The sequence below is a fragment of the Yersinia proxima genome (genome assembly GCF_902170785.1).
In the GTDB taxonomy this organism is placed as follows: domain Bacteria; phylum Pseudomonadota; class Gammaproteobacteria; order Enterobacterales; family Enterobacteriaceae; genus Yersinia; species Yersinia proxima.
In genome coordinates this window covers 287,419-306,855 of sequence record NZ_CABHYG010000014.1, presented here as the reverse complement: position 1 = coordinate 306,855, position 19,437 = coordinate 287,419, and the positions used below count along the sequence as shown (strand labels likewise).

The following is a 19,437-nucleotide window of genomic DNA, read 5'->3' as shown; positions in this document are numbered from 1 at the left end:
ATTGAGTTACTGCTGATAAGCCGGGGATCGCAAGATCACCCGGCTTTTTTATTAGGGCCGCTCAATATTAAGCGATGCTCTCTTTAGCCAAAAATGCCTGAGCCAAAAACAGTGCGCTGACATTTCGGGCTTCGCAAAAACCCGGTTCGTCGAGCAGTGCCATCATATTCGCAATCGGCCAGCGCACTTGTGGCAGCGGTTCTGGCTCATCACCTTCCAGACTTTGCGGATAGAGGTTTTGCGCGACAACAATGTTCATTTTGCTCGAGAAGTAGGAGGGAGCCATCGTCAGCTTACTAAGGTAATCAAAACGCTCAGCGCCAAATCCAACTTCCTCCATCAACTCACGATTGGCCGCTTCTAATACGCCCTCTCCGGGATCAATCAGCCCTTTAGGGAAGCCCAACTCATACTCTTCGATACCCACGGCATATTCACGGATCAGCAGTAAGTCATTGCCAATAATGGGTACAATCATCACGGCTTCGCGATTCGATGGGCGCATGCGCTCGTAAACACGTTGCACGCCATTGCTGAACTCCAGACTCACAGCTTCAACAGTAAACAAGCGGGAGCGGGCTATCGTCTCTATTTTATGTATTTTAGGTTTTTGCAGGTGTTTCATAATGGCCCCAAATTAAAACTCGCCGCCTGTCGGACGCACATCGGGGTAGTCAGGCCCATAATATGGTTACTTAATAAGCCACTTTTTACCCATGCGGATTAACCCGACTCTTTATACTGGATTTTATTAGAACTTGATCACATTGTGCGTTAATGAGAACCTTTATCGCAATGTCAGTTAGATATAATTTACCTGTTTTTAACATGGCAGCGAGTTTAGTCAAGATTCAACCGGTTATTTTTCACCCTATACCAGCGCAACATCAGTTAAAACTTGTGTTTGAAAATAGGATTATGCTGATATTACCGATGTTTTAGCCTTGCTATCCTTATCAGTCTACGGGCAGTTTAAGAGCACTTGTATTAGGTTATTTGATGAATAACGCTGTTATATGCCTCTGTACTGTATTTATGCGTAAGATAATGCATTATTGGGGCGCTCGGATGGGGATGGGATGAGCACAATAGTATTAATATTGGCCTTACTGTTGACCAGTCTGATCACAGTGGGTTTGTTGTGGTGGTTCCGATTCCGCCGACCTATCCCCGTAACTGCTACACTGCCGTTCGCGAAACCTACTCATCGAAAACTGACACCGGAAGAACGGGTCAATATTGAAAACTACCTGCTGAACCAACAAGATAAAATTGGGTTTAAACCCCAATCAACGTTTGACACCCGTACTCTGACAAACAGTGTGCCTTCGCCCGCGAAACTGATTTTAACCCCTCAAAGCGACAATGTTTATGCGGTAACCCGCGCAATTACTCGCTATGGCGTGGCAACTGACGAGCCGAATAAATGGCGTTATTATCTTGATTCTATTGAAGTTCATCTGCCGGCTTCATGGGAGCAATATATTACTCAGGATAATGACGTCGAACTTATCCAAACCCAAACAATCCCTTTGGTGATTTCCCTCAACGGCCATACGCTGAAAAATCATCAGTCGGAGAACGCTTACCAACCTATTTTATCTTCCGTGGCGCAAAACGCATCAATCCGCAAGGCGGATAGCGAGCATATTGAACTACTGAATATCCGCAAGGAAACCCCGGAAGAATACGCCCTGCATGGCACTAACGGCTTGAAAGAAGCTGGGGCCATTTGTTTGGCATTGCTGTTGCTGTTCTTTGCACTGACTGGCCCTACGGTGACGCTGCCCTGGCTTGTTATTGTGGCGGCAACACTGACTGGCTGGGCATGCTGGAATATGTTCCGCCCAATATCTGAAAAAGATTTGCGGGAGGTTCATTGCTTAAGTGGCACACCAAAGCGCTGGGGCCTGTTCGGTGAGTCAAATCAGGGGCAGATGAATAATATCTCGCTTGGGATTGTCGATCTGATCTATCCGGCACATTGGGGGCCATACTTTGCTCATGATTTGGGCAAAAAAACCAATATTGATATCTACCTCAATCGCCAGGTTGTACGTCAGGGGCCATTTTTATCTCTGCATGATGAAATGAAGCACTTTCCCCTACAACGCTGGGGGAAAAACCTGACATTAATGGCCGGATCGCTGTTGGTGATGGCGTTATTACTGATTTATGTGCCACTGGGATTGCCGCTAAAATTAAGTGTCGCCTGGCTGCAAGGCGCACAAAGCCAGCAGGTAACCAGTGTTGAAGCATTAGAAAAAATGCCACTACATATTGGCGATATGCTGAAAGCACAGGGAATGGGGATGTGTTATGTCCCGCCGAATACTCAAAACTCACACAGTTTTGTTTTCACACCTTTTGATTGTTCCGGCATCTATTGGAATAATGCAGCACCATTACCGCAACCTGAATCTGAGGTCATTGAAAAAGCGGCATCGCTGGTGGCTACCGTGAATCAACAGCTACACCCCCAAGGTTCGGATGCTAACGTTAACCCACAACTGGCAACCGCGATTGAAAAGTCCGGTATGATTTTGCTGGATAACTTTGCGGATATCGTTTTAAAAACACAGGCATTATGTGGTGGTGATACAGATTGTATTCGCCTGAAAAATGCTTTGGTGAATTTGGGTAATGCCAAGAATTGGCCAGGACTGGTGAAACGAGCACAATCAGGCACCTTAAAAGGTATGAATGTACTGTTACGCCCGGTCAGCGCCGATACACTGGAAAATCTGGTTAAAACGGCAACTTCATCATTTGTCTATCGTGAAACACATCTGGCGACAGAAGCCTTGAATAGCCCCCCACCGGGTGGATTCCTGATTACCAGCGATGAGGGTAAACAGTTGGTCAATCACCCTGCTCCATCAGTTCCTCTATTCGATTACAGTGCACTGGAACAGTGGCGGGAATTGCAGCGGCTCTCTGGGTTGCTGCTCAATACCCCATTTAAGGCAGAAGGTATCATTACCAATATCACCATAGATGCCAATGGTACTCGCCACATTGCATTGCACAGCGAGCCGGATATCGTGACTCTCGGCCGTTATTTGGGCACTAGCCTGCTGCTGCTGGTTCTGATTGTGTGTTTAGTGGTGAATACCACCTTATTTATTCGGCGCGTCCTGAAAAACCGTAGTCGTATGGATAATATCCAGCGCTATTATGATAATTGCTTCAACCAACCCCTCACTCCAGCACCTTTCCTACGTTAGCCCTTTTTCGTTTATCATTAGTCTTATTTACGCCCTAAATAATTCGAGTTGCAGGAAGGCGGCAAAGAGGCGAGGCTCATGAATGGGCCGAGTAATGAATGCAGCCAACGCACATGCAGCTTGAAGTATGACGGGTGAATACAGCTAATGTGGAGTCGCGATGCCCCCTGAATTGAATTGGCAAGAAATTGATACCGTGCTGTTGGATATGGACGGCACTCTGCTTGATTTAGAATTCGACAGCCATTTCTGGCTCAAGCAAGTACCGGAAACACTCAGCCAACGCCGGGGGATATCACTGGATCAGGCGCATAAAATTATCCATGATGAATATCTGGCAGTGCAGCACACACTAAATTGGTATTGCTTCGATTATTGGAGCGAGCGGCTAGATTTGGATATCTACGCGATGACTACGCAAGCGGGCAATCGCGTGCGGTTGCGCCAGGATACCCAGCCCTTTTTAGCCAGTTTACGTGAGCGCGGCTTACAAACCATTTTACTCACTAATGCCCATCCGCACAGCCTGGCGGTAAAAATTGAGCACACCGCTCTCGACCAGCACCTTGATTTATTACTTTCCACCCATACATTTGGTTATCCAAAAGAAGATCAACGACTGTGGCAAGCTGTCACGCAGCATACCGGGCTGAATCCTGCCAGAACCTTATTTGTCGATGACAGTGAGAAGATTCTGGATGCTGCGCGCACCTTTGGTATCCGCTACTGTCTGGGAATAGAAAACCCGGACTCCAGCTGTGCTGATAAAGCATTTCACAGCCACCCTGCAATCAATGACTACCGTAAGCTATTGCCTGCATTAGAGTTACGCAAGTGATGCCGGAATAAATGAGTATGACGGCTGGGAGTATTCATGAAAGAGAAAGCAGTCTCGGACGAATCGGTTCGGCTAGATAAATGGCTTTGGGCCGCCCGGTTTTACAAAACCAGAGCAATAGCACGGGAAATGGTGGATGGTGGCAAAGTCCATTACAACGGCCAACGAGGTAAACCGAGTAAGCTGGTTGAAATCAATGCTGAAATCCGCCTGCGCCAGGGTAACGATGAGCGCACGGTACGAGTCCTGGCGCTACACCACCAGCGCAGGGGGGCTAGTGAAGCACAGGCAATGTATGAAGAAACAGAGGCCAGCATTGCTAACCGCGAGAAAGTGGCGCAGGCACGTAAGCTCAATGCTCTGACCATGCCACATCCGGATCGGCGACCGGATAAAAAAGAGCGTCGCAATCTAATCAAATTTAAACAAGGCGAGCCTGAGTAAACTGCTTGCAGCCAGAAAGAGAGAAACTTATGTCTAATCACGATCAATCTAATCACGATCAACTGCAGCGCTACCTGTTCGCTAACCATGCTGTGCGCGGTGAACTGGTTTCAGTCAATGAAACCTACCAACAGATGCTCGCTAATCATGACTACCCTCCTGCGGTACAAAAACTGTTAGGTGAAATGTTGGTCGCGACCAGTCTGCTGACCGCGACCCTCAAATTTGACGGTGATATCACGGTGCAATTGCAAGGTGGGGAAGGCCCACTCTCACTGGCAGTGATTAACGGCAATAACCTGCAAGAAATGCGCGGTGTCGCCCGCTTTAAAGGCGAAATCAGTGATGAAAGTACGTTAAAAGAGATGATGGGCAACAGTGGCTATCTGGTCATAACCATCACACCGGCACAGGGTGAGCGCTACCAAGGCGTAGTGGCATTGGAAGGTGAGACTATCGCCGACTGCCTGGAAAATTACTTTATGCAGTCAGAGCAGCTGCCTACCCGCCTGTTTATCCGCACCGGTAATGTGGAAGGGAAACCTGCCGCTGGCGGTATGCTGCTGCAAGTTCTACCCGCACAGGAGCGTAATGAAGATGAGTTTGATCATCTCGCGCAGCTCACTACCACCATCAAAGCCGAGGAGTTGTTCACCCTGCCGGCCAATGAGGTGCTGTATCGTTTATACCATCAGGAAGAAGTGACACTTTACGAACCACAAAATGTCAGTTTCCGCTGTACCTGTTCCCGTGAACGTTGTGCCGATGCATTAGTGACGCTATCCGAAGATGACGTCAAAGAGATGCTGGAGCAGGATGGTAATATTGATATGAATTGCGAGTATTGCGGTACTCACTACCTGTTTGATGCGGTCGATATTGCCACATTAAAAAGCGGTAATAGCCCTTCATCAGAACAAATTCATTAATTCTCGTAATGCCTGGTTGGGTGCTGACTCGTGCCCAGCCATTTCTTCTGCCGTTTCATACTTGCGACAATCCGTGTCCTATCTCTCATAACCTAGCGAAAAGTAGGTCATATATTGAAATATTTGAACGCTATCGCTGTTAATCGGGGATGAGTAATTACAATCGCTGGTAGAAAATTGACGATCCAGGAGTTATGACATGAGTGTTAAAGGAATTACCCCGCAGGAGCTCGCCGCCTATGGCATCCATAACGTCAGCGAGATTGTTTACAACCCAAGCTATGATTTACTGTTCCAGGAAGAGACTAAACCCACACTCGAAGGATACGAGCGCGGAACCCTCACCAACACAGGAGCAATTGCGGTAGACACCGGTATTTTTACCGGCCGCTCACCCAAAGATAAATATATTGTCCGTGATGCTATCACCCAGGATACCGTGTGGTGGGCCGATCAGGGCAAAGGTAAGAATGATAATAAACCGCTAAGCCAAGAGACCTGGACTCACCTGAAAGGGTTGGTCACTAATCAACTGTCTGGTAAGCGCCTGTTTGTTGTTGACACATTCTGCGGTGCTAATGCCGATACCCGTCTGCAAGTTCGCTTTGTTACTGAAGTGGCCTGGCAAGCGCATTTCGTTAAAAACATGTTTATTCGCCCAACTGATGAAGAATTGGCCCATTTCGAGCCTGATTTTATCGTCATGAATGGCGCTAAATGCACTAACCCGAACTGGAAAGAGCAAGGTCTGAATTCAGAGAACTTTGTGGCCTTTAACCTGACAGAACGTATGCAGCTGATTGGCGGCACATGGTATGGCGGTGAAATGAAGAAAGGTATGTTCTCAATGATGAACTACCTGTTGCCACTGAAAGGCATTGCTTCCATGCACTGCTCGGCTAACGTCGGTGAAAAAGGCGACGTGGCTATCTTCTTCGGCTTATCCGGTACGGGTAAAACCACTCTGTCTACTGACCCGAAACGCAAGTTGATCGGCGATGATGAACATGGCTGGGATGATGACGGTGTATTTAACTTTGAAGGTGGCTGCTACGCCAAAACCATCAAGTTATCTGAAGAAGCAGAACCCGATATTTATCATGCGATTAAGCGTGATGCATTGCTGGAGAATGTGGTGGTGCTGCCAGATGGTACTGTTGATTTCAATGACGGCTCCAAAACTGAAAACACCCGTGTTTCTTACCCTATCTACCACATTGAAAATATCGTTAAGCCAGTCTCTAAAGCAGGTCATGCCACCAAGGTTATTTTCCTGACTGCCGATGCCTTTGGTGTATTACCGCCGGTATCTCGCCTGACGGCAAATCAAACCCAGTATCACTTCCTGTCTGGCTTTACAGCCAAATTGGCGGGTACTGAGCGCGGTGTCACTGAGCCAACACCAACCTTCTCTGCTTGTTTTGGTGCCGCATTCTTGTCACTGCATCCAACACAATATGCAGAAGTATTGGTTAAACGTATGCAAGCGGTGGGCGCACAAGCCTATCTGGTTAATACTGGCTGGAATGGCACCGGCAAACGTATTTCCATCAAAGATACCCGAGCCATCATTGACGCCATTCTGAATGGTGAAATTGATAAAGCTGAAACCTTTACCCTGCCAATCTTCGATCTGGCCGTGCCGATGGCATTACCAGGTGTAGATCCCGCAATCCTCGACCCGCGCGATACTTACGCGGACGTCGCGCAGTGGCAGGAGAAAGCCGAAGATTTGGCGAAGCGTTTTACCACTAACTTCGATAAGTATACCGATACCCCAGCAGGGGCTGCGTTGGTTAGCGCAGGGCCAAAGATCTGATTTAGATTTGGTTTTGTAAGATGACAAAAGGGGCACATTTGTGTCCCTTTTGTTTTTCGCACATCAAGATTGGATTAAATCTGGTTTGGTGATTAAGTGATCAAGTTCGGTTGTTAAAGCAACTGAGTTTACTTAACCTCCATAGCCTCAACCGAAACCTGATCCGATCCCACCATAACCAAATCTGATCACACTACTGCTGGTGGCTTAGGCTTAACATCCAACGGTAACGGGATATAGGCCCGAATCCGTAATCCTCCCCGCTCACTGGTGCCGATATCCAACGAGCCAGCGTGTGCATCAATAATTCGCTGCACAATGGCCAGTCCTAACCCGGTGCCACTGGTGCTGCGGGCGCTATCGCCACGAACAAAAGGCTGGAACAAATGCTTCAAATCTTCTGGCTTAATGCCAGGGCCATCATCCTCTACCTGGAACCAAGCCCGCTGTAGCTCTGTACCACTACTCACTTTTATCCAACCATTACCGTAGCGAGCGGCATTCACCACCATATTTGCCAAGGCGCGTTTAATGGATAACGGATGAATATCCACCATCACCTCGCCTTCACATAAATCCGTTTCAATCTCTCGTTCATAGCCACTTTCCGCTGCAATTACCTCACCCAGCACGGCATTAAGATCGCCAGGCTCGGTCGGCATCTCCTGCCCGGTACGCAGATAATCGATAAACTGCTCAATAATGGCGTTACACTCTTCAATATCTTTATTGATTGATTCAGACAAATAGCCGTCGGCTTCACTCATCATTTCTGTCGCCAAACGGATGCGGGTCAACGGCGTACGCAAGTCATGGCTGACCCCTGCCATTAACAAGGTTCGGTCATCCGCCAACAACTTTACACCCGCCGCCATTTGGTTAAATGCCCGGGTGACAGAGCGAACTTCAGAAGCACCATATTCGCGTAGCGGTGGTGGAATGATGCCCTTACCGACCTGCAAAGCCGCATGTTCCAGTTCAACCAAGGGTCGATTCTGAATACGGATAAACAGCCAGGCACCGCCAACCGCCAGTAACATGATCGCCAAGGTATAACGGAACAGCGGCGAGAAATCGCCCTGATGGATCTCGGTTAATGGCACCCTCACCCAAATATCTGGCGATAACCACGTTTTCAGCCAGACAACGGGAGAGTTCTTATTCACCTCGACCCGAACATCGGTTGGCCCACCTAATTGCTGGGCCATTTGATCACTAAGAAATTTGTAATGCTGTGCCCAACGCAGGCCACTTTCCTCTGCCGCAGCATTGGTATAAAGCGAAATCCCCAATTCACGGTAAATCTCACGCCGAAACGCCGGCGGGACTTCAAGTAGCGTGCCATCCTCCAGTTGCAATCGATCTGTCATCAGCATACGAACTTCATATGCCAACACTTTATTAAACTGCTGCAAACTAGGCAAAATGGCGAAATTCAGCACCACCAAATATGTTGTGACCAGGCTGACAAACAGCAAGGTCACAATCAGTAATAAGGTTCGGGCAAATGAGCTACGTGGAGAAAAGCGCCATCGCCTCATGCTTTACTGCCGTCCGGCACAAATACGTAGCCCAAGCCCCAGACAGTTTGGATATAACGTGGATGAGCTGGATCTTCTTCTACCATGCGGCGCAAACGTGAAATCTGTACGTCGATAGAACGTTCCATTGCACTGTATTCACGGCCACGAGCCAAATTCATCAGTTTATCGCGAGACAATGGTTCACGCGGGTGACTGACTAAAGCCTTCAGCACCGCAAACTCGCCGCTGGTCAGTGGCATAGGTTCGTCTTCACGGAACATCTCGCGTGTCCCCAGGTTCAATTTAAACTTACCAAACGCAATGACAGCTTCTTCTTGTGAAGGCGCACCCGGTAATTCATTGGCCTGACGACGCAACACCGCGCGGATACGAGCCAACAGTTCACGTGGGTTGAATGGCTTTGGAATATAGTCATCAGCACCAATTTCCAGCCCAACGATACGGTCAACTTCCTCACCCTTTGCCGTCACCATAATGATAGGCATTGGGTTACTTTGACTGCGCAGACGGCGGCAGATAGACAGACCATCTTCACCTGGCAGCATCAGATCGAGCACCATCAGATGAAAGGATTCACGGGTCAACAAGCGATCCATCTGTTCAGCATTGGCAACACTGCGCACCTGGAAACCTTGCTCTGTCAGGTAACGTTCCAATAGCGCACGCAGGCGCATATCGTCATCAACGACCAGAATCTTGTGATTCTCTTGCATTTTATTACTCCCAAAGGCCGTATTGCCCGAATCTGCACATTGTTAGAAAAACTCGCTCTAACAGACAGCTATTTATGGTATATATTCTAGTCGAAATTGTTACAAAGATTATTGTCGGGCTTAATTATCAACACTTTCATCAAATGGGCGGTAGCGAATCTCCAGAACGTAGTAGGTCGCTTCGCCATTTGGCGTTTGCACCGTCACCTCATCATCGACCTGTTTGCCTATCAAAGCACGGGCTACCGGCGAGTCGATCGAAATCCATTTTTTCGCTGGTTCGAACTCATCCGGCCCAACCAAACGGAAGATGCGCTGTTCTCCTGATTCATTTTCTACCCGCACCCAGGCACCAAAATAGATTTTCCCTTCCTGCCGTGGGTCTGGATCGACAATTTTCAACACTTCAAGTCGCTTGGTCAGAAAGCGCACCCGACGATCAATTTCCCGCAGGCGCTTCTTACCATAGATATATTCAGCATTTTCCGAACGGTCACCCATTGCCGCCGCTTCAGACACCGCTTGAGTTACCACTGGCCGCTCTTCTCGCCATAGATAATGCAGCTCACGATCCAGTGCTTCCCAGCCTTCGCGGGTAATATAGTTACTTTTCGCCATACCGTTATCCACTTATTCCTTTGGCAGAAATGCCACTACTATACCTTAACCTTTTACCGATAAGTTCACGTTAGCTCAAGCTCAGCGACCACTCTACTGGCAATTTATCCGGGCAATCCGTATAACTATCTTCTGCCGTTTTTCCTACTCACTATCAAAATTGATATCAGACTTATGAATGAACAACTGAGCAGCATTATTGCAAGCGAAATACAGGCGCGACCAGAGCAAGTTATTGCCGCGATAAGCCTGCTGGATGAAGGTAATACCGTGCCCTTTATTTCACGGTATCGTAAGGAAGTTACCGGCGGGTTGGATGATACCCAGCTGCGCCAGTTGGAAAGCCGTTTGGGTTATCTGCGCGAACTTGAAGACAGACGCCAAACCATTCTTAAATCAATCGAAGATCAGGGCAAGCTCACCGAGCAGCTAGCCAGTGCCATTAACGGCACGATGAGTAAGACTGAGCTGGAGGATTTATATCTTCCTTATAAGCCAAAGCGCCGTACCCGCGGGCAGATTGCGATTGAAGCTGGCCTGGAACCCTTGGCAGACAGCCTATGGAATGACCCGCAGCAAGATCCGGAACAGGTCGCCCTCGCTTATGTCGACGCCGATAAAGGCGTGGCAGACACCAAAGCGGCACTGGATGGGGCGCGCTATATCCTGATGGAGCGTTTTGCGGAAGATGCCACTTTGCTGGCGAAAGTACGCCAATACTTATGGAAAAACGCCCATTTGGTAGCAAAAGTGGTGGAAGGCAAAGAGCTGGAAGGTGCTAAATTCCGCGATTACTTCGATCACCACGAACCTATCGCCCAAGTCCCTTCTCACCGCGCACTGGCAATGTTCCGTGGCCGTAATGAAGGTGTGCTGCAACTGGCGCTGAACCCCGATCCACAGTTTGATGAACCTCCTCGTGAAAGCCAGGGCGAGCAGATCATTATCAACCATCTGGATTTACGCCTGAATAATGCACCGGCGGATAGCTGGCGCAAAGCTGTGGTCAACTGGACATGGCGTATTAAGGTGCTGATGCATCTTGAAACCGAGCTGATGAGTACCCTGCGTGAACGGGCAGAAGACGAAGCTATCAATGTATTCGCTCGTAACATGCAAGATTTGCTGATGGCCGCTCCAGCGGGGATGCGCGCCACTATGGGCCTCGATCCAGGTCTGCGTACTGGGGTGAAAGTGGCAGTGGTTGATGCTACTGGTAAGCTGGTTGCCTACGATACCATCTACCCTCATACCGGGCAGGCTGCTAAAGCCGCTGCCGTGGTAGCCGCTCTGTGCATCAAGCATCAGGTTGAACTGGTGGCGATTGGTAACGGCACCGCATCACGGGAAACCGAGCGCTTCTTTACCGAGCTGCAACAGCAATATCCGGCGGTGACGGCGCAGAAAGTCATTGTCAGTGAGGCTGGCGCTTCGGTGTATTCGGCCTCAGAGCTGGCTGCGCAGGAATTCCCTGATCTGGATGTTTCTATCCGTGGCGCGGTTTCTATTGCCCGTCGGTTGCAAGACCCGTTGGCTGAACTGGTTAAAATCGACCCGAAATCTATCGGGGTTGGTCAGTATCAGCATGACGTCAGCCAAAGCCAACTGGCGAAAAAGCTGGATGCGGTAGTAGAAGACTGCGTAAACGCCGTGGGTGTGGACTTGAACACCGCGTCAGTACCATTACTGACCCGTGTGGCAGGCCTGACCCGCATGATGGCGCAGAATATTGTGAACTGGCGTGATGAGAATGGGCGCTTCCATAATCGCGAACAATTGCTGAAAGTCAGCCGCTTAGGGCCAAAAGCCTTCGAACAGTGTGCCGGTTTCTTACGTATTAACCACGGGGATAACCCGCTGGATGCTTCAACGGTGCATCCGGAAGCCTATCCGGTGGTCGAGCGTATTTTGGCAGCTACCGAGCAAGCATTGCAGGACTTAATGGGCAATGCCACAGCATTACGTAGCCTCAACGCCCGCGATTTCACCACCGAGAAATTTGGCGTGCCGACAGTCACAGACATCCTGCGCGAGTTGGAAAAACCGGGCCGAGATCCGCGTCCTGAATTTAAAACCGCGACCTTTGCCGAAGGCGTGGAAACACTGAATGACCTGACTCCGGGGATGATCCTCGAAGGCTCAGTGACTAACGTGACCAACTTTGGCGCGTTTGTCGATATCGGTGTCCATCAGGATGGTTTAGTGCACATCTCCTCACTGGCAGACAAGTTTGTCGATGACCCGCATAAAGTGGTGAAAGCCGGTGATATCGTCAAAGTTAAAGTGATGGAAGTGGATTTACAGCGCAAACGTATTGCTCTGAGTATGCGGCTTGATGAACAGCCGGGTGAAAGTGGTTCACGTCGTGGTAATGGTGGTGAGAGCCGCGCTAATACCAATAATGACAATCGTGGTGCCAGTCGGCCGCGTAATAGCAATGAATCCAATAGTCGCCCACCCGCTAAAGGGCGCGCTGGCAGCAACTCCGGCGGCAACCATTCCAGCAACAACCATTCCAGCAACAACAACAGCGCCATGAGTGACGCACTGGCTGCGGCATTTAAAAAACGCTGATATCTCAAGTGAAGGGCCAGATTCTGTGGCCCTTTTTCATTGTTCTTATTTCATCAGATTTGTAAGTTCAGACTCGTCCTTAACGCCATATTGAGCATCGCTTCTCATATTTTTTTCTTCTATAAGATCGCAGCGTTATCTTTTAAATTAATTAGCACGCAATTCTTTTTTTCGGTGTTCTATCACACTAAATCAGACGTAGTCTTAACTGATTTAACATCATATTTAACATGAAGTTTAATTTAGTCCGTTATTACACTTAATTTATAAATAATTACGATAACACTCCATGTGTTAATTAAAATATGAATGTTATTTGATTCAAATCATAGTGAAGTGATTATGTTAATCATCAGTATTTCTTATTGTGGACAGCAGCTTATAGAAACATTCGGTTAACTGATTTAACTCATCGTTCGCATTTGCGATCAGGCTAATTTGGTGGTAAAACAAGCGCAAATAGAAATCAGACTCATTAATTTTAAAAATGAAATCGTAATGAATATTTACTTTTGAGTCTTTGACCTGAGTTGAATATGAAAACGATTCTTACTATTATTATTTTAATCATTATTTATTAGTGGTGGAATTTCTCTGAACTCTGGTTTGCTAATGCGTTATAACGAGAGGCTTACATGCATCTGATCCCACAACGTTCCTACAAAATTGTTGGTTTCTCACCTGAAATTAGCCCGGCTTACCGACAAAAATTATTATCACTGGGTATGCTTCCCGGCTCTTCATTTAATGTTGTCCGCCTGGCGCCATTAGGTGATCCCATTCAGATAGAAACCCGCAGAGTCAGTCTGGTAGTGCGTAAAAAAGATTTAGACCTACTGACGCTAGACCTGCAACCCTAATATTTCACATTAACTTCTTATTGTTCTGTCTGCGCGGTGATGCATGATAATCGCCTTGCACAAGCTGACTTTAATTTACATTCTAAATAATTCGAGTTGTAAGAAGGCGGCCAGCGAATGCATCCCGATGAGTTGACGCCAGTCAATGATTCGGGTGAGCGAGAGCAGCCAACGCACATACAGCTTGAAGTATGACGAATGTATTGATATCACGTTGGATTATGAAAACACTCACAATTGGCCTAATTGGCAACCCCAATGCGGGTAAAACTACCCTTTTCAACCAGTTAACTGGGGCTCGCCAGCGGGTAGGTAACTGGGCCGGGGTCACTGTCGAGCGCAAAGAGGGCCACTTCAGTACCGCACAGCATCAGGTGACTTTGGTTGACCTACCGGGAACATACTCACTCACCACCATTTCTGAACAAACCTCGCTGGATGAGCAGATTGCTTGCCACTATATTTTGAGCGGCGAAGCGGACTTGTTGATTAACGTGGTAGATGCCGCCAATCTGGAGCGCAATCTTTATCTGACACTGCAACTGATAGAGTTAGGTATCCCCTGTGTCGTGGCTCTCAATATGCTGGATATCGCCAAAAGTCAGCACATTGATATTGATATCAAGGCACTTTCTCAGCAGTTGGGCTGCCCGGTTATTCCGCTGGTTTCTACGCGGGGGCAGGGTATCAATGAATTAAAAAACAGTATTGATGAGCTTCAACCTGTTCCCTTCAAGGCGCTGGTTAACTACCCGCCGGTGCTACTCAGTGAAGTGGATAAGTTGGTACAGGCGATGCCTGAGTCCTGGCCGCTGCAGCAACGTCGCTGGCTGGCACTGCAAATATTAGAGGGTGATATCTATAGCCTGGCTCGCGCTGGCATCTCCCCTGCTATCGTGGAACTGGCCCGTGAAAATCTGCGGCAAAACCAGCACGAAGACCCGGAACTGGTAATAGCCGATGCCCGCTATCAAAGCATTGCCCGTATCTGCGATCTTGTCGGTAACTCACAGCAAGCTGAACCAAACCGCCTGACCCAAGCTCTTGATAAAGTGATTCTGAATCGCTGGTTAGGTGTCCCTATCTTCTTGTTTGTCATGTATTTAATGTTCGTCCTCGCCATTAATATCGGCGGGGCGTTACAACCGATATTTGATATCGGCTCTGCGGCCATCTTTATTCAAGGGATACAGTGGGTTGGCTATACACTACATTTCCCACAGTGGCTAACCATCTTCCTGGCTCAAGGTGTCGGCGGCGGTATCAACACCGTGCTGCCATTGGTGCCACAAATTGGCATGATGTATCTGTTCCTCTCCTTTTTGGAAGACTCCGGTTATATGGCCCGTGCTGCCTTTGTTATGGACCGGCTGATGCAGGCGCTGGGGTTACCGGGTAAATCTTTTGTTCCGCTAATTGTTGGCTTCGGCTGCAATGTGCCCTCGATTATGGGCGCACGCACTTTGGATGCTCAACGTGAGCGTTTGATAACGATCATGATGGCGCCGTTTATGTCCTGTGGCGCGCGGCTGGCTATATTTGCTGTATTTGCTGCCGCCTTCTTCGGCCAGGACGGAGCCAGTGTCGTCTTTTCTCTCTATTTATTAGGTATAGCCGTCGCCATCCTAACTGGGCTGGTACTGAAATACACCATCATGCGCGGCGAAGCATCCCCCTTCGTAATGGAGTTACCGGTTTACCACGTGCCACACCTCAAAAGCCTGTTATTACAAACCTGGCAGCGGCTAAAAGGCTTTGTATTGCGCGCCGGTAAAGTGATTGTTATCGCCAGTATTTTTATCGGTGGCCTGAATAGTTTTTCTTTTAGTGGTCAAGCGGTGGATAGCATCAATGATTCAGCACTGGCCTCTGTCAGTAAAGTATTGACTCCGTTACTGGCCCCGATGGGGATCCATGAGGATAACTGGCAGGCAACCGTGGGGTTGGTGACTGGCGCGATGGCGAAAGAAGTGGTGGTGGGGACACTGAATACCCTTTACACCGCTGAGCAGATTAACAATGAACCTTTTGATGCTGAAAACTTTAATTTATTGAGTGAATTATCCGGAGCTGTTGATACCACCTGGCAGGGATTAAAAGATACCTTCAGTCTCAGTGTGTTAGCTAACCCAATTGAGGCCAGCAAAGGTGACGGCGAAATGGCAGCCGGTTCGATGGGGATGATGAGCAGCAAGTTCGGCTCCAGTATCTCTGCCTACAGCTACCTGATTTTTGTTTTGTTGTATGTGCCTTGTGTCTCGGTGATGGGGGCCATTGCGCGGGAAACCAGCCGGGGCTGGATGACCTTCTCAATACTGTGGGGGCTAAATGTTGCGTACTCACTGGCAACCTTGTTCTATCAAGCCGCTACCTTCCGTGACCACCCACAGCAGAGCCTCAGTATTATTGCTTTGGTTATGATTATTAATGCTTTGATCCTGTTTGGCTTACGCCGTGCTCGTAGCCGGGTCACCGTAAGGCTACAAAACAGCGCGCCAGCCAGTTGTTGCCAAAGTTCTGGTAATGACTGTCATTAACAAGGAGGAAGATAATGGCAAGCCTGGTGCAATTACGCGATGCCATCGCCCTTAGCGGCAGTGCTGATGCGAACCAGTTAAGTCATCAATTGGCAATGCCTTTACCTCTGGTTGAGGCCATGCTGGAAAAGTTGACGGCGATGGGCAAGATTGAACGCATTGAGCAAGATAATAGCGGCTGCCTGACCGGCAGTTGCAAGAGTTGTCCTGAGGGGAAAAATCAATGTAGCACGGTGATTTATCAGTTAAAAAATCATCGTTAAGTTAAATGAGATGCCCACTTGGGCATCCCTGATGATATTATTTATAGACTTCTGCATCCGCATCAAACTTCTTCTTCTCGCGCTCGGCAATAATCACATAATACTTACCGCCTTTCTCATCTGCTAATTTTGACAACTCTTGCTTCACATCCATAGGTGAAGTTGCCTGACCCGAGGTGGTGATTGTGCCAATCTTCTCGTAATTCTTCGCTTCTTCTTTGGTTATTTCTTTAGCCGCCATCGCGCCAAAAGAAACTCCAGTCACCACCAGAGCTACAGCCAGATTTTTCAATAAATTCATGCCAAATACCTCGCAAATGAAGGATTACTGCTTACACATGTCATACCAAGACAGTAACAATTATTAATTAAATTTAATATTTAGCCATTAAATCACTGATTAAATTTTAGTTAGCTATGTATTGCTCTGTTGGGCGAAATCCACGACGAGTTGAGAAAACGCCTCCGGATGAGAGACAAAAGGTGCATGTGCAGAACCTGGCATCACCACCGATTGAGTATGCGGCCACTGGCTGTCTAGCAATGCCGCCACTTTACGTGGCACCAAGCCATCCAGATAACCGTAAATACGCAAGAAAGGGATCGAGCAGCCTGCCAATTCTTCGCGTAAATCTGCCGTGCGCAAAATATCCAGCCCGCCGGTCAGTACATCCACTTCCGGCATTTGGTGTTGCAATACCACCGCTTTCAGCAAACGGGCATCCTGCCGTGCGCTTTCTGTTCCCAGCGTTTGCAGTGCCAGAAAACGCTCCACGGTACGCTGAAAATCCTCACTGAGTTGTTGCTGGAAACCGGCCAATACTTCCGGGCGAATCCCCGGCCACTCAGCATTAGCCGTAAAACAGGGAGAAGACGAAACCGTGATCAACCCGCGAACGCGCTCTGGGTGGCTCAAGACTATCTGGCTGGCAACTAATCCGCCCATTGACCAACCAAGCCAGATTGCTTGCTGCGGCGCTTGCTGTAAGACTATTTCAGCCATTTCTGACAGTGACATTGCGCCAAATTCATTGCTACGCCCATATCCTGGGAGGTCAACCAAGTGCAGGCGAAAATGCGGCGCGAGTCGATCAATTATGCAATGCCATACCCCTGCATTCAGCCCCCATCCGTGCAGCAACACAAGATCGCGATCGCCTTCACCACAGATGTTCCAATAAAGTTGTTTCATACGTTAGTATCCTGACCAATCCTAAATTGCAATCGTGCTAGCAGCCATGTCAGGCATCTTGCCGGATTCAATTGTTTAATGGAAATAAAGCATATACCCAAAGTAATTGGAGTTGCAGGTAGGCGACAAGATAACTCATCCCGATGAGTCTATTTATTTTAAGTTCAACAACCAGTAAGTGATTCGGGTGAGTACACGCAGCCAACACCCCTGCGGCTGCAAGAACGAAGGGTATTTAAGGAAGATAACTATGCTAACAATCGTCAGCCCTTGTTGGCTATGCCAGCAACCGCTATATCATCCAAAGCACGGTATTTGTTGTTACTGCCGCCGCCACTTCCCCCCATTACCGCCCTGCTGCTTTTACTGCGGCTTACCTTGTAGCAATACTGTTTTACCTTGTGGCCGTTGCCTGAAACAACCACCGCGCTGGATGGGGACTATCTTTGTCAGTGATTATGCTCCCCCATTGGATGGGTTGATAAAAAAGCTAAAATTTAACGGGATTACCACACTGGCACCGGTATTGGCTCGTTTGTTATTGCTGCGCTGGCTTGATGCCAAACGGCATGGAAAAGTCATCAAACCAGACAGAATTATCAGTGTGCCGCTGCACCGCTGGCGCTGTTGGCGACGCGGATATAATCAAACAGATTTATTAGCGCGGCCATTAGCACGCTGGCTCAGCTGCCATTACAGCAATTCCACTTTACGGCGTATTCGCGTGACTCCCCCTCAACAACAATTAAAAGCCGCAGCACGGCGCAAAAACATGCAGGGAATATTCCGCTGCATGGAGCCAGTTCGTGGCCAACATATTGCTTTGCTGGATGATGTTGTGACAACTGGCAGTACTGTGAATGAGATTGCCAAACTACTATGGGCTGAGGGGATCGCCTCATTACAGGTTTGGTGTATCTGCCGAACCTTGTAGTCACCCTAACAATGGGCGTATTATAACCGACAAGAGTAGTCAACTATTGAGCAGATGCCATGATCACAATAACAGACGCAGCACAATCTCATTTCGCCAAACTGTTGGCAAATCAAGAAGAAGGCACCCAAATCCGCGTCTTTGTTATCAACCCCGGAACACCAACCGCTGAATGCGGCGTGTCTTACTGCCCACCGGATGCCGTTGAAGCAACAGATACCGAACTGAAATTCGAGCAGTTATCAGCCTATATTGATGAGCTGAGCAAACCTTATCTGGAAGATGCTGAAATCGATTTCGTCACTGACCAGTTAGGTTCACAGCTAACGCTGAAAGCGCCTAACGCCAAAATGCGTAAAGTGGATGATAACGCTCCGCTGATGGAGCGGGTTGAGTATGTTCTGCAATCGCAGATTAACCCGCAGTTAGCTGGTCACGGTGGTCGTGTTACCTTAATGGAAATCACGCCAGATGGGTTAGCTATCCTGCAATTCGGTGGCGGTTGTAACGGCTGTTCTATGGTCGATGTGACCTTGAAAGAAGGCATCGAGAAAGAGCTGTTGCAGAAATTCCCAGAATTGAAAGGTGTGAGAGATTTGACCGAGCATCAGCGCGGCGAGCACTCTTATTACTAATTACCCTGCGTCCTTGGCGCTACAGCTGTGTTAGCTGCGCTCGCGCACCCGAATCACTGACCTAAGTCAGCTCATCGGGATTTGCTCGTTTGCTGCCTTGCTGTAACACCAATGACTTTGGCTAATATTAGACGGCTAACAAACCTTATCCTCCGTCTCTGGTGCTACAGCTGTGTTAGCTGCGCTCGCGCACCCGAACCACTGACCTGAGTCAGCTCATAGGGATTTGCTCGTTTGCTGCCTTGCTGTAACACCAATGACTTTGGCTAATATCGTTATCAATGCTGACAAAATCAGATGCCAAACTAAG

At 48.4% G+C, this 19,437-nt stretch carries 17 protein-coding genes; 11 read left to right on the top strand and 6 right to left on the bottom strand.

All coding sequences use genetic code 11. From position 1 onward, the window contains the following. Positions 1–67: 67 nt before the first annotated feature. Entirely contained in the window at positions 68–625 is a 558-nt protein-coding gene (gene nudE, locus FTB31_RS13020) for an ADP compounds hydrolase NudE (RefSeq protein WP_050076738.1), read from the bottom strand. A gap of 454 nt (positions 626–1,079) precedes the next feature. Here nudE and FTB31_RS13015 point away from each other — a divergent pair, with 454 nt between their 5' ends. The 5 genes from FTB31_RS13015 to pckA all read left to right on the top strand — a co-directional run bounded on the left by FTB31_RS13015 (position 1,080) and on the right by pckA (position 7,257). Further along, positions 1,080–3,227 (top strand): intracellular growth attenuator family protein, encoded by a 2,148-nt coding sequence (locus tag FTB31_RS13015; RefSeq protein WP_077174993.1) that lies wholly within the window; start codon positions 1,080–1,082, stop codon positions 3,225–3,227. Between the two features lie 160 nt (positions 3,228–3,387). Then, entirely contained in the window at positions 3,388–4,065 is a 678-nt protein-coding gene (gene yrfG, locus FTB31_RS13010; RefSeq protein ID WP_050076736.1) for a GMP/IMP nucleotidase, read from the top strand. A 36-nt stretch (positions 4,066–4,101) separates the two neighbouring features. Then, positions 4,102–4,509 (top strand): ribosome-associated heat shock protein Hsp15, encoded by a 408-nt coding sequence (hslR, locus tag FTB31_RS13005; protein WP_050076735.1) that lies wholly within the window; start codon positions 4,102–4,104, stop codon positions 4,507–4,509. 29 nt (positions 4,510–4,538) lie between these two features. Next, the gene (gene hslO, locus FTB31_RS13000; protein ID WP_050076734.1) at positions 4,539–5,438 is read left to right on the top strand and encodes an Hsp33 family molecular chaperone HslO; all 900 of its coding nucleotides are present in this window, start codon (positions 4,539–4,541) and stop codon (positions 5,436–5,438) included. 199 nt (positions 5,439–5,637) lie between these two features. After that, the gene (pckA, locus tag FTB31_RS12995; RefSeq protein ID WP_005159660.1) at positions 5,638–7,257 is read left to right on the top strand and encodes a phosphoenolpyruvate carboxykinase (ATP); all 1,620 of its coding nucleotides are present in this window, start codon (positions 5,638–5,640) and stop codon (positions 7,255–7,257) included. Positions 7,258–7,445: 188 nt separating this feature from the next. On the opposite strand, the gene envZ is transcribed toward pckA, so the two are convergent. The 3 genes from envZ to greB form a co-directional block, all read right to left on the bottom strand. Next, positions 7,446–8,798, bottom strand: coding sequence for a two-component system sensor histidine kinase EnvZ (gene envZ, locus FTB31_RS12990; RefSeq protein WP_050076733.1), 1,353 nt, complete (start codon positions 8,796–8,798; stop codon positions 7,446–7,448). Then, positions 8,795–9,514: an osmolarity response regulator transcription factor OmpR gene (gene ompR, locus FTB31_RS12985; protein WP_004709363.1), complete on the bottom strand. Its 720-nt coding sequence runs from the start codon at positions 9,512–9,514 to the stop codon at positions 8,795–8,797. Before ompR ends, envZ begins: the two co-directional genes overlap by 4 nt. 120 nt (positions 9,515–9,634) lie before the next feature. After that, on the bottom strand, positions 9,635–10,132 hold the full coding sequence (greB, locus tag FTB31_RS12980; protein WP_050076799.1) for a transcription elongation factor GreB: 498 nt from the start codon (positions 10,130–10,132) through the stop codon (positions 9,635–9,637). Positions 10,133–10,306: 174 nt separating this feature from the next. On the opposite strand from greB, the gene FTB31_RS12975 reads away from it, so the two are divergent. The 4 genes from FTB31_RS12975 (at position 10,307) to FTB31_RS12960 (ending at position 16,366) form a co-directional block, all read left to right on the top strand. Then, on the top strand, positions 10,307–12,706 hold the full coding sequence (locus FTB31_RS12975; protein ID WP_227731442.1) for a Tex family protein: 2,400 nt from the start codon (positions 10,307–10,309) through the stop codon (positions 12,704–12,706). 635 nt (positions 12,707–13,341) lie between these two features. Then, on the top strand, positions 13,342–13,566 hold the full coding sequence (gene feoA / locus FTB31_RS12970; RefSeq protein WP_004702177.1) for a ferrous iron transporter A: 225 nt from the start codon (positions 13,342–13,344) through the stop codon (positions 13,564–13,566). Positions 13,567–13,787: 221 nt separating this feature from the next. Next, a complete protein-coding gene (gene feoB, locus FTB31_RS12965; RefSeq protein ID WP_077174996.1) occupies positions 13,788–16,103 on the top strand; it encodes a Fe(2+) transporter permease subunit FeoB in 2,316 nt (771 codons plus the stop codon). A gap of 14 nt (positions 16,104–16,117) precedes the next feature. Then, on the top strand, positions 16,118–16,366 hold the full coding sequence (locus FTB31_RS12960) for a FeoC-like transcriptional regulator (RefSeq protein WP_005174747.1): 249 nt from the start codon (positions 16,118–16,120) through the stop codon (positions 16,364–16,366). A 37-nt stretch (positions 16,367–16,403) separates the two neighbouring features. Here FTB31_RS12960 and FTB31_RS12955 read toward each other — a convergent pair whose 3' ends face one another. Then, a complete protein-coding gene (locus tag FTB31_RS12955; protein ID WP_019081549.1) occupies positions 16,404–16,667 on the bottom strand; it encodes a YdgH/BhsA/McbA-like domain containing protein in 264 nt (87 codons plus the stop codon). Between the two features lie 114 nt (positions 16,668–16,781). Continuing rightward, positions 16,782–17,558 (bottom strand): pimeloyl-ACP methyl ester esterase BioH, encoded by a 777-nt coding sequence (bioH, locus tag FTB31_RS12950; RefSeq protein WP_077174997.1) that lies wholly within the window; start codon positions 17,556–17,558, stop codon positions 16,782–16,784. Positions 17,559–17,808: 250 nt separating this feature from the next. Here bioH and gntX point away from each other — a divergent pair, with 250 nt between their 5' ends. Then, entirely contained in the window at positions 17,809–18,492 is a 684-nt protein-coding gene (gene gntX, locus FTB31_RS12945) for a DNA utilization protein GntX (RefSeq protein ID WP_050076729.1), read from the top strand. Positions 18,493–18,551: 59 nt separating this feature from the next. After that, the gene (nfuA, locus tag FTB31_RS12940) at positions 18,552–19,127 is read left to right on the top strand and encodes a Fe-S biogenesis protein NfuA (protein WP_050076728.1); all 576 of its coding nucleotides are present in this window, start codon (positions 18,552–18,554) and stop codon (positions 19,125–19,127) included. The last annotated feature ends 310 nt before the right edge of the window (positions 19,128–19,437 follow it).

What these genes read in the sequence shown, in the direction of transcription:
- ompR (WP_004709363.1), bottom strand. Translation starts at nt 9,514, where the DNA reads ATGCAAGAGAATCACAAGATTCTGGTCGTTGATGACGATATGCGCCTG.
- feoB (WP_077174996.1), top strand. Translation starts at nt 13,788, where the DNA reads ATGAAAACACTCACAATTGGCCTAATTGGCAACCCCAATGCGGGTAAA.
- pckA (WP_005159660.1), top strand. Translation starts at nt 5,638, where the DNA reads ATGAGTGTTAAAGGAATTACCCCGCAGGAGCTCGCCGCCTATGGCATC.
- FTB31_RS12960 (WP_005174747.1), top strand. Translation starts at nt 16,118, where the DNA reads ATGGCAAGCCTGGTGCAATTACGCGATGCCATCGCCCTTAGCGGCAGT.
- FTB31_RS12975 (WP_227731442.1), top strand. Translation starts at nt 10,307, where the DNA reads ATGAATGAACAACTGAGCAGCATTATTGCAAGCGAAATACAGGCGCGA.
- nfuA (WP_050076728.1), top strand. Translation starts at nt 18,552, where the DNA reads ATGATCACAATAACAGACGCAGCACAATCTCATTTCGCCAAACTGTTG.
- FTB31_RS13015 (WP_077174993.1), top strand. Translation starts at nt 1,080, where the DNA reads ATGAGCACAATAGTATTAATATTGGCCTTACTGTTGACCAGTCTGATC.
- hslR (WP_050076735.1), top strand. Translation starts at nt 4,102, where the DNA reads ATGAAAGAGAAAGCAGTCTCGGACGAATCGGTTCGGCTAGATAAATGG.
- envZ (WP_050076733.1), bottom strand. Translation starts at nt 8,798, where the DNA reads ATGAGGCGATGGCGCTTTTCTCCACGTAGCTCATTTGCCCGAACCTTA.
- nudE (WP_050076738.1), bottom strand. Translation starts at nt 625, where the DNA reads ATGAAACACCTGCAAAAACCTAAAATACATAAAATAGAGACGATAGCC.
- bioH (WP_077174997.1), bottom strand. Translation starts at nt 17,558, where the DNA reads ATGAAACAACTTTATTGGAACATCTGTGGTGAAGGCGATCGCGATCTT.
- FTB31_RS12955 (WP_019081549.1), bottom strand. Translation starts at nt 16,667, where the DNA reads ATGAATTTATTGAAAAATCTGGCTGTAGCTCTGGTGGTGACTGGAGTT.
- gntX (WP_050076729.1), top strand. Translation starts at nt 17,809, where the DNA reads ATGCTAACAATCGTCAGCCCTTGTTGGCTATGCCAGCAACCGCTATAT.
- hslO (WP_050076734.1), top strand. Translation starts at nt 4,539, where the DNA reads ATGTCTAATCACGATCAATCTAATCACGATCAACTGCAGCGCTACCTG.
- greB (WP_050076799.1), bottom strand. Translation starts at nt 10,132, where the DNA reads ATGGCGAAAAGTAACTATATTACCCGCGAAGGCTGGGAAGCACTGGAT.
- feoA (WP_004702177.1), top strand. Translation starts at nt 13,342, where the DNA reads ATGCATCTGATCCCACAACGTTCCTACAAAATTGTTGGTTTCTCACCT.
- yrfG (WP_050076736.1), top strand. Translation starts at nt 3,388, where the DNA reads ATGCCCCCTGAATTGAATTGGCAAGAAATTGATACCGTGCTGTTGGAT.